This is a genomic window from Enterovibrio sp. FF113, from assembly GCF_041439165.1.
Lineage (GTDB): Bacteria > Pseudomonadota > Gammaproteobacteria > Enterobacterales > Vibrionaceae > Enterovibrio > Enterovibrio norvegicus_A.
In genome coordinates, this window is the sequence record NZ_JBGONO010000003.1 from 96,406 (window position 1) to 109,982 (window position 13,577).

Annotated in this window: 13 protein-coding genes; 6 read left to right on the plus strand and 7 right to left on the minus strand. The window is 47.0% G+C overall.

What is annotated here, in order from left to right:
• Positions 1-56: 56 nt before the first annotated feature.
• The gene (locus ACED36_RS03400) at positions 57-947 is read right to left on the minus strand and encodes an AraC family transcriptional regulator (RefSeq protein WP_017003783.1); all 891 of its coding nucleotides are present in this window, start codon (positions 945-947) and stop codon (positions 57-59) included.
• Positions 948-1,408: 461 nt separating this feature from the next.
• Between ACED36_RS03400 and ACED36_RS03405 the strand changes: the two genes are divergently transcribed.
• The 3 genes from ACED36_RS03405 (at position 1,409) to ACED36_RS03415 (ending at position 6,283) form a co-directional block, all read left to right on the plus strand.
• Positions 1,409-2,512, plus strand: coding sequence for an efflux RND transporter periplasmic adaptor subunit (locus tag ACED36_RS03405; RefSeq protein WP_026024274.1), 1,104 nt, complete (start codon positions 1,409-1,411; stop codon positions 2,510-2,512).
• A 10-nt stretch (positions 2,513-2,522) separates the two neighbouring features.
• Positions 2,523-5,636 carry an efflux RND transporter permease subunit gene (locus tag ACED36_RS03410; RefSeq protein ID WP_371732796.1) on the plus strand — a complete coding sequence of 1,038 codons (3,114 nt, stop codon included), beginning with the start codon at positions 2,523-2,525 and terminating at the stop codon, positions 5,634-5,636.
• Between the two features lie 155 nt (positions 5,637-5,791).
• Positions 5,792-6,283 (plus strand): peptidylprolyl isomerase, encoded by a 492-nt coding sequence (locus ACED36_RS03415; RefSeq protein WP_371732797.1) that lies wholly within the window; start codon positions 5,792-5,794, stop codon positions 6,281-6,283.
• Positions 6,284-6,378: 95 nt separating this feature from the next.
• Here the strand turns inward: ACED36_RS03415 and rodA are convergent, their stop codons facing one another.
• The 3 genes from rodA to ACED36_RS03430 form a co-directional block, all read right to left on the minus strand.
• The gene (rodA, locus tag ACED36_RS03420; protein WP_016958304.1) at positions 6,379-7,488 is read right to left on the minus strand and encodes a rod shape-determining protein RodA; all 1,110 of its coding nucleotides are present in this window, start codon (positions 7,486-7,488) and stop codon (positions 6,379-6,381) included.
• 65 nt (positions 7,489-7,553) lie between these two features.
• A complete protein-coding gene (locus ACED36_RS03425) occupies positions 7,554-8,225 on the minus strand; it encodes a DedA family protein (RefSeq protein WP_017003785.1) in 672 nt (223 codons plus the stop codon).
• Positions 8,162-8,719: a hypothetical protein gene (locus tag ACED36_RS03430; RefSeq protein ID WP_371732798.1), complete on the minus strand. Its 558-nt coding sequence runs from the start codon at positions 8,717-8,719 to the stop codon at positions 8,162-8,164. Before ACED36_RS03430 ends, ACED36_RS03425 begins: the two co-directional genes overlap by 64 nt.
• 335 nt (positions 8,720-9,054) lie before the next feature.
• Here ACED36_RS03430 and ACED36_RS03435 point away from each other — a divergent pair, with 335 nt between their 5' ends.
• Both ACED36_RS03435 and ACED36_RS03440 read left to right on the plus strand, forming a co-directional pair.
• Positions 9,055-9,384, plus strand: coding sequence for a DHCW motif cupin fold protein (locus tag ACED36_RS03435; protein WP_016958301.1), 330 nt, complete (start codon positions 9,055-9,057; stop codon positions 9,382-9,384).
• 189 nt (positions 9,385-9,573) lie between these two features.
• Positions 9,574-10,233 carry a site-specific DNA-methyltransferase gene (locus tag ACED36_RS03440; RefSeq protein ID WP_371732799.1) on the plus strand — a complete coding sequence of 220 codons (660 nt, stop codon included), beginning with the start codon at positions 9,574-9,576 and terminating at the stop codon, positions 10,231-10,233.
• An 81-nt stretch (positions 10,234-10,314) separates the two neighbouring features.
• Here the strand turns inward: ACED36_RS03440 and rlmF are convergent, their stop codons facing one another.
• The 3 genes from rlmF to ACED36_RS03455 form a co-directional block, all read right to left on the minus strand.
• Complete coding sequence (rlmF, locus tag ACED36_RS03445) at positions 10,315-11,352, minus strand: 23S rRNA (adenine(1618)-N(6))-methyltransferase RlmF (RefSeq protein ID WP_371732800.1); 1,038 nt, start codon at positions 11,350-11,352, stop codon at positions 10,315-10,317.
• A gap of 121 nt (positions 11,353-11,473) precedes the next feature.
• The gene (locus ACED36_RS03450) at positions 11,474-11,863 is read right to left on the minus strand and encodes a cupin domain-containing protein (RefSeq protein ID WP_017003789.1); all 390 of its coding nucleotides are present in this window, start codon (positions 11,861-11,863) and stop codon (positions 11,474-11,476) included.
• On the minus strand, positions 11,860-12,234 hold the full coding sequence (locus tag ACED36_RS03455) for a YkvA family protein (RefSeq protein ID WP_371732801.1): 375 nt from the start codon (positions 12,232-12,234) through the stop codon (positions 11,860-11,862). The genes ACED36_RS03450 and ACED36_RS03455 overlap by 4 nt, the downstream gene beginning before the upstream one ends.
• 237 nt (positions 12,235-12,471) lie before the next feature.
• Here ACED36_RS03455 and ACED36_RS03460 point away from each other — a divergent pair, with 237 nt between their 5' ends.
• Positions 12,472-13,500 (plus strand): ion channel, encoded by a 1,029-nt coding sequence (locus ACED36_RS03460; RefSeq protein WP_017003791.1) that lies wholly within the window; start codon positions 12,472-12,474, stop codon positions 13,498-13,500.
• The last annotated feature ends 77 nt before the right edge of the window (positions 13,501-13,577 follow it).

A 13,577-nucleotide genomic window follows, 5' to 3' on the forward strand; every position in this document is an offset into this window, starting at 1 on the left:
ATGAGGTTCAGGCTTTACTCGCAGTTGTCTTGGTCAGATCAACAAACGTTTTTCGATCACCGAGCCTTTTTTATCTGATTGGGTGTTTTTCCATATTTCAATTTAAACACTCTGATAAAATTAGACACATTGTCATACCCCACCTCTAAGGCCGCATCCGTCACCGATATCGCCCCTCGTTCAAGAAGCGTATTTGCACGAACCATCCTTTTGTCTCGCAACCATTTTTGAGGCGTCACGTTATAAATATTTTTGAAGTCCCGATTAAAGCTAGAAATGCTTCTTCCAGATAATTGAGCCAAATCACTGACCGTTAAGTGCAGTATGTCTTCCGATTCAAGCAGCCGACGGAGATTTCGTTTGTTAGATATTGCCTTTTGGGCAAGCAATGCATGAATCAAATTTTTGTCACCCATATATGCTACAAGGTGCAATAACTCTTGGAGTTTAATATCCAAATAGCTTGAAGATTTTATATCAGACTGAATCGTACTGAAGAAATTGGCTAAGCCATTATCTTTTTCTTCCAGAAGGCAAAAGCCCTGATCTGTGTTTGAAACCAAATCGTCACTTTTCACCTTTTTCAAGTATTCGAGGATCGCCTGCTCATCAAAAAAGACCAAATAGGCTTTCAATGATTCGGTACTTTTTACGAAATCAGAATGCAAATTTAATCCTTGAGCAAGAAATATCGCCGACCCAGGGAACAACTCTGTTGTGCCGTTATCACTGTTAGTCAGCGTTTCACGACCACTTTCGATGTATATCAAACACGGTTGATTGGTATAAAACTCAATATCTGACAAGTCTTGTTCAAGCTGCTTTCGAAACACCACAGCATCGCCACTTTGCATCAGGACACTGACATCTTTCATCGCAAATAATGCCTGTGGAAGCACTAAAATATTCGTTTGTGTATATTCGTAAATTGTTTTCATTCTTGGCATTTACACCCATTCCATCGCGACCTACAGACTATAGCAATGACCAGCACAGAGCTTCACTCATCATGGGACATAAAGGAGCAAGTGGCCATCGGCGTCATGATAAAGTCACGCCAAGCAGCCTTAACTGGTGTGCCGATTTGGTGCTGCGCCCCCCTTTCCACCCTCCATGACCTCTTTATCTATCACAAGCCACTGTTTCGTCCCAACAAGGAAACACTCCTAACTTGCTCGCCGCATATACTTTTTACTGAAAGTCACCAATGAAGTGAGTGAACATGGCGTCGCAAACCGTGCTTTTGATCCGGTGCTACCTCTCGAACCACGAGACAAACACCCAGCCTGATCACCCAAGCGAAACCTTCCATGTTTTGCTGTATTCCCATGCCAATGTGGTCTCGTCATGGGCGCCTTCACCTTCACTTTTTGAACCATCAATTTGATAAGAGCATGGAGATTCACACATGAGTAAGTGGGTAATAGGGATGATAGTGATTGTTGTGCTCGCCTTCGGCACAGTGATTGGGTTCAACCTCTTTGTGAATAAAAAAATCGAGAACACACTGGCCAACTTGCCCGAGCCTGTGTATCCCGTGACCATCGAAAAGCTCACACCAACAGTGTGGCCACAAGGCATTAGTGCTATCGGTTTTATCGAACCCAACCAAGGGGTAGATGTATCCAATGAAGTCGCCGGTATTGTCACCGCGATTAACTTTGACAACGGTGATTCAGCGAAACAGGGCACTGTGCTACTCAGCCTTGATGCTTCGGTGCAAAAAGCTGACCTCAAAGCGCAACAGGTGCAACTTCCTTCCGTACGTGATGATTACAACCGCCTCGTCAAACTCTACAAAGAGCGCTCTGTATCTGAACAAAGCGTTGAAACAGCACAGTCAAAATACCAAGCAATGCTCGCCAATATTGAAAGCTTGCAAGCAACTATCGCATTGCGAGAAATCAAAGCCCCGTTTAACGGCCTACTCGGTATTCGAAACGTTAACCTCGGCCAATATGTGTCAGTAGGAACAGACATTGTTCGCCTTGAAGATCTGTCTGTGATGCGCGTGCGTTTTAGCGTGCCTCAGGCTGAATTAGGCAATATCAGTATCGGCCAAGCCATTTCGCTCACAGTCGAAGCTTTCCCTGGTCGCACCTACAAAGGCGCGATCAATGCTATTGAACCGGTAGTGAACAACCAAACGGGGTTAGTGATGGTGCAAGCCGAGCTGCCTAACGATGACAACTCCTTACGCGGCGGCATGTTTGCCGATGTGAACATCGCGCTGTCCAACCTCGACAATCAATTTGTGGTACCACAAACCGCCATTGTGTTCGCGCTATACGGCAACTCGGTATATGTGGTGGAAAAGAAAGACAACGAAACCCGCGTCAAACAAGTCACGGTTGAAGTCACTCAACGCAATGGCAACGACGCATTGGTCACTGGCGCACTGAAATTTGATGATGAAGTCGTCACCACTGGCATATTGAACTTAGGTAACAACGCAAAAGTAGACATTGTACCTAACCCAATTTCCGTACCCGATAAGATGCCGCAACTTTAAGGAGCCGGAAATGAAATTTACCGATATTTTCATACATCGTCCGGTAATGGCGGCGTCTCTCAGTGTGTTATTGCTGTTGCTTGGTTTGAACGCACTGAAAGATCTGCAAGTACGCCAGTACCCAGAAATGACCAACACCGTTATCACAGTGACCACGCCCTACCCCGGCGCTGATGCCAATTTGGTGGAAGGCTTTATTACTCAGCCACTCGAGCAAGCACTGGCACAGGTTGATAACCTGGATTTCATGACGTCAGCCAGCCAACTTGGCAGTTCCAGCATTGTGCTGAACATGATGCTCAATACCAACCCCGAAGGGGCTCTGGCGAATGTGCTTTCGCAAATTAACTCGGTGAGTAACCAACTTCCTAAAGAAGCCTATAACCCCTCGGTCACTTCATCGACGGGTTCCACCACATCCATTATGTATATCTCGTTCTTTAGTGGTGATTTGAACTCAAGCCAAATTGCGGACTACTTGGAACGCGTGGTCAATCCGCAGCTCTCAACCGTTAATGGCGTGTCTAATATCGTCATGATGGGCGGTGCGCCGTTTGCGCTGCGAATATGGCCAGATCCGAAAAAGTTAGGACAATATGACCTTTCAACAACGGACCTCGTCAACATTTTGCAGCAAAACAATTACCAATCTGCCGTCGGGCAATTCAATAGCTATTTCACGGTATTGAACAGTACCATCGACAGTCAGGTTGACACCGTTGATGGTCTGAAAAACCTGATCATCAAGAGTCAAGATGGCCAAGTCGTGATGCTTCAAGACGTTGCCGAAGTGAACATGAGCAAAAGCAGCGACAGTTCCCGTGCGTTGGCCAATGGACGTGAAGCGGTGATCATTGGCATTAATGCCACACCCACGGCGAACCCACTTGATGTAGCGGCAGGTATTCGTGTGCAGTTTGAATCTGTTAAGCGCAACCTGCCTTCTACGATCGATGCAGAAGTGCTGTACGACTCCACCTTAGCGATTACGGATTCTATCGACGAGGTGGTGAAAACCATCATCGAAGCCGCGGTGATTGTTATCATCGTGATACTGCTTTTCCTGGGCTCATTCCGCGCGGTGGTCATTCCAATTGTGACGATTCCGTTGTCATTGATTGGCGTCATGGCTGTTATGCAAGCCTTTGGTTTCACACTCAATTTGATGACGCTGCTCGCGATGGTATTGGCTATTGGTCTGGTGGTGGATGACGCCATTGTGGTGGTAGAAAACGTCGATCGGCATATCAAAATGGGCACCAAACCCTTTAAAGCCGCTATCGAAGCGACCCGAGAAATTGCCGTTCCGGTTATCTCGATGACCATCACACTCGCTGCCGTATATGCGCCGATTGCCTTAATGGGCGGCGTAACAGGGGCATTGTTCAAAGAGTTTGCGTTAACGCTCGCTGGGGCGGTGTTTATCTCCGGTTTTGTGGCACTCACCCTCTCGCCCATGATGTGTTCGAAAATGCTGAAGCCTCACGTGAAGCCAAGCAAATTTGAATCTACGGTAGAAAGCGTGTTGGGGGGAGTCACTAAGCGTTATGAACGCGCGCTTCATGCCGTATTAGATCACAAGCGTGTTGTGGTGGTCTTTGCCCTTTTTGTATTGGTATCACTGCCAATCCTCTTCAGCTTTATCCCATCACAGCTCGCACCCGATGAAGATCAGGGCGTGGTCGTCGTGATCGGCAGTACACCATCTACTTCAAACAATGACTATATCCAGTCCAACATGGAATTGATCGGCAAGATCATTTCCAAGCAACCTCAAGCGGAAGCGTCGCTTGCCATGATTGGTGTGCCTACCAGCAGCCAAGGGATTGCTATCGGGCCATTAATCCCATGGAGTGATCGAACGCAGAGCCAGAAAGAGATCTCAGCCACCATCAATAAAGAGGCAAAAAAAATCCCCGGCATTAATGCCACCGCATACCAAATGCCATCATTGCCCGGCGCGTCTGGCGGCCTACCAGTGCAATTCGTGATCACCAGCCCGGCAGATTTCGAAACCCTGTATAGCATCGGCAGCAAAATGCTGGAGAAAGTGAAGAACAGCCCGCTATTTGTGTATTCGGACGTTAACTTGAAATACGACTCAGGTTTGGTGCAATTAACCATCGACCGAGAAGCAGCAGGTGCGTATGGCGTCACTATGCAAGCGATTGGCGCCACATTAGGAACAATGATGAGCGGTGGCTACATTAATCGCGTCAACATCGATGGGCGTTCATATGAGGTCATTCCTGAAGTCGAACGAGCCAATCGTGCCAACCCACATCTCATCAATCAGTTCTATGTCACGGCGCAAAATGGTTCCGCCGTTCCGTTGTCGAGCTTGGTGAGTTTCACCGTTAACGGACAGGCCAGAACGTTGCCGCACTACAACCAAATGAACGCCATCTCAATTGAAGGTGTGCCTGCACCCAATGTTGCGATGGGTGATGCGATCAGCTTCTTAGAAGGACTCGCAGCCACGGACCTACCACAAGGTTACACCTACTCCTTCATGGGAGAAGCAAGACAGTTTGTGGAAGAAGGTAGCTCCCTGTACCTAACCTTCGCACTGGCATTGGCGATTATCTTCCTCGTGCTTGCTAGCCAGTTTGAAAGTGTTCGCGACCCTTTGGTCATCATGTTCACCGTACCGCTCGCCATCAGCGGTGCATTGATCGCGTTGGGCTGGACACACATGTCTGGCGAGACATCGATGAACATTTATTCTCAAGTTGGCTTGATCACCTTGGTCGGACTCATCACTAAGCACGGGATCTTGATGTGTGAAGTGGCAAAAGAAGAGCAAACCATGAAAGGCGTGTCTAAACAGGAAGCCATTGTTGAAGCCGCCACTGTGCGTTTGCGTCCGATCTTGATGACAACGTCAGCCATGATTGCGGGCTTGATACCTCTATTGTTCGCAACCGGTGCAGGTGCAGCATCACGCTATAACATTGGTTTGGTCATTGTGGCAGGCCTTGCGGTTGGCACCTTGTTCACCTTGTTCGTTCTTCCCGTGATGTACACCTATATCTCTGGCGGTCACAAGCTCCATGAAGGCGAGATGGATGATGAGCCCGATGAGCCAACCGCTATCCCTGAACAGCCTGAAACAACCCACTAAAGATCGTTTATAGGCCATAGACGGTAGATAAAAAAGCGCTCAGTCTTTTTGACTGAGCGCTTTCCTTATTTAACGGCTTCATCATCACTACTTTTAATCTTTGGCTTTGCGTATATACTGCGCCCCTTTCGTTTTTATCCAACGGCTTTCGACCTATGATTATTTTCACCACTAACTTCGGCGACATTGAAATCGAATTGGACTCAGACAAAGCACCAGTCTCGTCTAAGAACTTTTTGAAGTATTGCGAAGACGGCTTCTACGACAACACCCTCTTTCACCGAGTGATCAAAGGTTTCATGATCCAAGGCGGCGGATTCACGGCGAAAATGAAAGAGAAGCCAACCGACGCCCCTATTGTGAATGAAGCGAACCGTGGATTGAAAAACCGTATTGGCACAATTGCAATGGCCCGTACGGATGCACCGCATTCAGCAACTGCACAGTTTTTCATTAACTTAGAAGACAATGGCTTTTTGGATTACACCGCGACCACAAATCAAGGTTGGGGCTATGCCGTATTTGGTAAAGTGACAGCAGGAATGGACGTGGTAAACAACATTGGTAACGCAATGACAACACGCGTTGCAGGGCACGATGATGTGCCGATGGATCCTATTGTTATTCAAAGCGTCACCATTAAGTAATACGTTCTAAGCGGTTATTTAGATAAACAAAAGGCAGGTTCATAACCTGCCTTTTTTGATGCTTAATTTTTTGTTTAGTCAGTATGAACCTGCGACTATTTCGAAAGGCTTCGCTGTGACCACGTCGCTTCAACTTGCTGAACACCACAACACAACGCCATGATGATGCCGAAGCATGCGCCCTGAGTGATCATCGCCGTTCCCCCATAGCTAATGAATGGCAATGGGCTTCCCATCACAGGCAGTATGCCGCTCACCATACCAAGGTTAATGAATGCGTACAGAAAGAAACTCATCGCCAAAGCACCACTCACAAGACGTGAAAATGCTGACGGGGATTGACTCGCCAACCACAAAGTTCGACCTGAAATAAATAAGTACAGAAGCACCACAACTGCACTGCCCATGTAACCCCACTCTTCCGCAAGTGTCGAAAAAATGAAATCAGTGTGGCTTTCGGGAATAAATCCGAGTTGCCCCTGCGTAGCGCCCATGAATCCTTTTCCATCAAAACCACCAGAACCAATCGCAATCAAAGACTGGATGATTTGATAGCCAGATCCGAGCGGATCGGATTCAGGGTTCAAAAACTGAGTAACACGCATTTTTTGGTAGTCTTTCATAAAGAAAAACCACATCACGGGCACTATCGCAGCCACAGTTGCCAATACACCGCCAATAATTTTCCAACTCATCCCCGCAAGGTACAGCACAAACAGCGCGTACATCACGGTGAATATTGCACCGTCCAAATCAGGCTGGATCACAATCAATAACACAGGCAAGGCAGTGACTACGGCACACAATGCTATTTTCTTTAACCCAGGTCGCCCAGGATCTTTCACAATCAGCCATGCCATCATCATCGGCATGGCCACTTTGATCAATTCAGAAGGTTGAAAGCGAATGGGTCCCAATGCTAACCAGCGTTTTGCGCCATTCACGGTATCACCAGCAATGATAACCCCGAACAAAAGCACAATCGCGATAACGAAAAGCTTAGGTGCGAAATCTTTATAAATTCTTGCCGGAATAGTGGATAAACCCACGAGTGCCAAAATGGCCAACGCCGCGCGCGCTAAATGGCGTTCAAGGATTGGCAAGCTAAAGCCACTTGCACTCCAAACACTTATCGATCCCAAAGCAATCAACGCACAAATCGCAACAAACAACGGATAATCAATCCGCAAGCGATAGCTGTTCACAACATTCTCTATTTCACTCGGTAAAAAGGCGCGCAAGAATACCGCTAGTACGCAAAAATGCAACCTTATACGGTGGGATTAAGGTCTGCTCGAAGGGCTTTACGAATACGCCATGTCACCGCAGTTAGCATTCCGATACACAAGGTAATGACAGGTGCAGCCATCAACCCCATGGTCACTAAACGGCTAATGGGCTCAGGAAGCGAAGGCAGCAAGTAACCCATACCCGCCAACAAGAACACCCACATACTGGCACTCAGCCACGCGAAACGATGAAATCTCGGCACTTCATCCACACGCATTCCCATCATCATTGGCAAAACAGAACGCACACCCGGTACAAAGCGAGCAATAAACAGCGCAACCAAACCGTGGCGACATAAAAGCGCATCCACTGTACGCATTTGTTTTTCCGGTACCTTTGTTAACCAAGATTGCACCAGCGGAAATTTGTTAAGCCAGCGGCCTTGTAAGAACGCTAACCAACTTCCTATCGACGCGGCAATGATCAGCATTGGAAAGGCAATAAAGGGATCCAATACACCTACAGCTGAAAGCGTACCAACAAGTACAACGATGCTGTCACAAGGCAGCGGTGCGGCGGGAAGAAAACCGCTTTCTAGGCTGATTAGCATCGCCACAAGAATATAAATTAGGGTTGCACTACCAGGGGTTAGCAGTGCATTGAAATCTTGGTGCCAAATGGCGACCAATACGTCTTGGATTGCTTCAAACATTGTTTCTCCAAAATACCAAGGTGCAAGGAATGCGAGTTACGGGTTTCATTGGCTTTTTGTTGTCTATATTGATACTTCTTTGCGTGAATACAAAGAGTCAGGTGTGAATGTATCGTTCGACGAGAATGAATAAATCGATACTGCAAATTGGCACCTTGCCAGCCCGCGAGGCGATCACTATCAATGAAAGAATATGTGCGAGGTAGCCCGAACAAAACATGCCCCAAAGCCAATAAGCTCGCTATCGAAGTGAGCAATATTGGCCAACATAGTGGGTCTTTTTGTTCAGGGTTTGAAGCAGAAAAAAGGACACGTGACGAAGCCATACGCCGAGCCAACATGTCAATTTTAACATCGGGTGCGGATTCTTGATTAACAGCACTGTTTATCACATTCTCAGCGTGATTTAACCCAATCACACCAAGGGTGTAACCGCAAAATAACACCGTGAGCAATGCCATGATAAGCGGAAGCTTTTTGAGCAGTTTTTCCACGCAAAAACCAAGAAAATGAAGATGGTAACTATTTACTTCTAAACCCGATAAAAGACAACATTTTTGTCATGGATATATCATGTAAAGTTGAGCAAACCCTCAGCTTTACATATTAGTGAAAGGCGCAACAAAAAAAGGCCGAAGCTTTTTTAATGAATGCGCTTGTTGAGCGTTCAATCTCGCCGAGAAACAGCAGCCCATAATATAGCGGCACACGCTTTAATAATGTCATACTGTAAAGTCAAGCTGCCGTCAGCAAGAACCCTGCCGAACCCGCAGATCAGAACAACAACGTCGTGCCTAAACGCACCTTCACTCAAGGAAAGAGTAGAAAGATGGAAATGAATAATCTGCCATTTGGCACAACAGACTGGGAAACAATCACGCCGACTGAACACACTGGCGAAACAGGTGTGGCTTACTGGCGCACTCAAAAATTCGGCGAGATAAGAGTGCGTATTGTGGAGTACTCAGCCGGTTACCTCGCGGATCATTGGTGCTCAAAAGGACACATTCTATTTTGTCTGTCGGGTGAATTAACCACAGAGCTAGATGACGGCAGCATTCACGTATTGAAGCCCGGCATGAGCTATCACGTTGCGGATAACGCCGAAGCCCATCGCTCATCCACTGAAATTGGCGCAAAGCTGTTTGTGGTTGATTGATTCTGTAGGCAAGGCGTCAGTCAACAGCGCCATTACTTAAGCAATCTTCGACTGATAAGGGATGACAAGAGCGTATGTTCTCCCTGCACAGATCAAACCTCCCCATTGATTGCCGTAGATTGGATAAAGGTGTACCTTCTCGCACTTATCAGAAAGGCCGTATTTGCAGTGATTTAACATAGAGGCGAAATGCTTACTTTTAAAAATGATGCCGTAGAATGGCTTTCAACGCTCGCGGACGGGAGCGTTGATCTTTTCATCACAGATCCACCCTATGAATCACTGGAAAAGCACAGAAAAATTGGAACAACGACAAGGCTGAAGGTAAGCAAGTCTTCAAGCAATCAGTGGTTTGATATTTTTCCCAATGACCGCTTTGAAGCGCTTCTAAAAGAGGTCTATCGCGTTCTAAGAAAAAACTCTCATTTCTATTTATTCTGTGACCAAGAAACGATGTTTGCAATCAAACCGATTGCAGAAAAAGTAGGCTTTAAATTCTGGAAGCCGATCATTTGGGATAAAGTCACGATTGGCATGGGTTACCACTATCGTGCTCGTCATGAATATATTCTGTTTTTCGAGAAGGGAAAAAGAAAACTCAACGACTTAGGCATGCCTGATATTCTCGTTAGCAAAAGAGTCTACAACGGGTACCCCACTGAGAAGCCAGTTCCGCTGATCGAGATGCTCATCTCTCAGAGCAGCACAGAAGGTGAATTAGTTGTCGACCCGTTCTTCGGATCAGGTGCAACGTTAGTCGCCGCAAAAAATCTTGGGCGAAATTATATGGGGTGTGACCTGTCTGATTCTGCGCACGAACATTTTCACAAAAGAGTGTCTGAAAACTAGCGATTCCGTCGTTATTTCTTACCTCCTAGATTGCTTCAATACGGTCTCTAGGAGGTCATCACATTGATCAGAACGTTCGCCTTACGCTCCCCACCCACTGCACCACAAATCTCTCGCGTCTTTGTCCAAAAATGTCCACGCAACAACACGAGTGACCTTCTGGCCTTGTGCCATGTCGATGGTTTTCACTTCTTTGGCACCAACCGCTTTCAATGCCTGATAAATGGCGGGGAGATTTTCTTTCTTCGACACCATCGTCGTGAACCAAAGACATTGATGCTTGAAGTCTGCGCTTTGAGTGATCATGCGATTGACAAACGCGGCTTCACCACCGGGACACCAAAGCTCTGCGTTTTGACCGCCAAAATTCAAAACAGGTTTGCCCTTCCCTTTAGTGAAGTCTTTCGCGTTTGTATGTGACATCGCGTGGGAAGGACGGTTTTCGGCGCCTTTCTTGCGCGCATTGGCTGCAAGGTTACGCACTTTACGCTCAGAACCTTTGGTCGCCTCTTCCATTGAGGTATGGAATGGCGGATTACACAGGGTGAAATCAAAACGTTCTTTGGCGTTAATCATGCCGGTGAAAATATTGTCGGGGTTGTTTTGCAAACGACACTCAATACCGCCTTTCAGCGTTGGGTTAGTGTCCACCAGCAGCTTGGCACTTTTAACAGACACTGGATCAATGTCTGCACCCACAAATTGCCAGCCATACACCCGGTGACCGACCATGGGATACACACAGTTTGCCCCCATCCCGATATCTAACCCTTTAACCTTTTTACCCGTCGGAATATTGCCGTTATGGGTGTCAGCAAGAAGGTCTGCAATGTAATGCAGATAATCCGAACGTCCAGGAATAGGCGGGCACAAGTAGCCTTTAGGTATGTCCCAAAAGCTAATTTGGTAGAAGTGATTCAACAGGGCTTTATTCAGGATTTTGACCGCGTCGGGATCAGAAAAATCCACCGACAATTCGCCAAAGGGATTCTTTTTCACAAAAGCGCTCAGCGCTGGCGTACTTTTTACCAACGCTGGGAAGTCATAGCGCGCACGATGCGGATTGCGCGGATGCAGGCCCTTTTTCAATTGTGGGGATGTCTTGCTCGGTTTTGCCATGTTGAAGTCCAGTTGGTGCTGTCTGGGAATCGCAGGGCTGGCATTCTACGCGCTCAATGCCATCTCGGGTAGTCACATTTGAGCAATGCTTTCCGTGTCTCCACGATTTGCTTGCCTTTGTTCAAGATGACGGCACTTGAATACTGTGTTCTGTTGGTTGAGGCGTGATGGTAAGCACTTTCACACCATTTGGAGTATCAAACCGATGCCACACCATTTCTGGCACGACGATCAGCTCGCCTTCAGACAGAGATACTGGCCTTTCTTCCCCGTTTTCCAATAGAAATACCGTGGTTTGTCCTTCAATAATTTGTACTAACTCGTCACCAGGGTGACGCTCCCATTCACTCTTCCCGTCATAGTAAGCGATAAATACCCCTCCATCTCGATACGCCGACAAGGTATCAAATGCGTCAGTGCCTTCTCCACTCAACGAATGTTGTGGCGTCCTTCCGGCGAGAAAGGTGACCTTTTCAAAGGCATTTCTGATGTTGACTCGTGATCCCCTCATTTCTCGCTCTCCTTTCCCGTGCTTGTGCTTTGTTTGTTGAACCAACTATCGAGTTTCTCGGTAGCTTTCTCACCATGCTCTGCTTTTACATGCATCACTACCGCAGCGGCAGCAGCCACCAGTACACCTAGGTCGTCCGAGAACCCTACCGCAGGGGTCAGGTCAGGAATGGCATCAATAGGGCTAATAAAGTAACCCAATGCCGCGAACATGGTGGTTTTCGCCCACTTGGGTGTGTCGTCATCCGTGGCGGAATAGTAGAGCCTCAGCGCTTTTTCCAACACGTCATAACCGGCTTTTTGCGCGAAGTTGCGCGTTTTTGTCCAAAAGCTATCTTCTGAATACTCATCAAGATATTTGTTATCACTCATTACAGCTTCCTTCTTACGCCCTAACAGCATCAAGATGCTTAGAACTATCGCAATTGTTCGACATTAGTGGGAAAGTTTCGGCGCATCCAGCACGAAGATGAGAACTTTTTCACAATCAGCAGTATTGAGAAATTGGCTTTGTGAATAGGCTGTTATAGTGTGCGGCTAAATTTAATAGATACGCCCAAAAAATCTCAAGATGATTGGGTATAAGACACATGTTAAGGAAAACGGCTGATGACAAAGTGGTACATGGTTCGCCGATGGATCACCTCTCAATTTCAGCATCTGAGCGGTAAGCACGTCGCCGTTGCGGTACTGGCTTATGCCGCACTGAGTTGGGTGTTGCTTAAGGCAGCAGGAGAGCAAGAACTTACCACACCAATTGTTGATTTTGTTTACTATTTACTCGTGACCGCTTCGACGGTCGGTTACGGCGATATGTCTCCACAGACAGACGCAGGAAAATGGGTTGCCGCCCTTTTTGTTATTCCCTGCGGTTTAGGTATTTTTGCGATAGGTGTTGGCCGTTTAGCGGGTATCGCCATTCAGTTTTGGCGTAAAGGATTAACAGGAAAAAGGAGCGTTGACGTGTCTGACCACATTTTAATTTTGGGCTGGAATGAAAGCCGTACCCTACACCTCATCGACATGTTGCTCCATGAAGAAAAAAACAAGCGCCCTATTGTGCTTTGTGTTCGAGTGGACATTGAAAACCCGCTGCCGAAAGACATCGATTTTGTTCGCACCACCAGCTTTACCGATGAAACGGCCATGGCACGTGCGGGTGTTAAAGATGCTAGCTGTATCATCATTGATAACCCAGAAGATGACATTACGTTTGCGGCTGCCTTGTTCTGCGCAAGCAAGAATCCCGATGCACACATTCTCGCGTACTTCCAAGACGAGGTGTTAAGCAACCTGTTGAAAACACATTGTCCAAAAGCTGAATGCATTCCGTCGGTGTCTGTTGAGATGATGGCAAAATCCGCGCTCGATCCTGGCTCTTCTGAGCTTCATCATGAGCTACTGAATACCCGCAAAGGAATGACCCAATACGCAGTCAGCTACCCCGCCGATGCAAAATACACGACGGTGAATGCATTGTTTCTGAGCATGAAAGAAAAACATGATGCCACGCTGATTGGCATTCGCCGAGATAGTAATGTGCAGCTTAATCCGCCACTGGATGCAGAAGTAATACCAAACGATTTGTTGTTTTACATTGCTGATGAGCGCGTGACAGATTTTAGCTGGGAGCACTAACGAGCAAAATGCCTTTTGCCTAGGTATGAAATGCCTATATAAAAAGCCAAATGCAACACATAGAGAAAGGGAGCTAT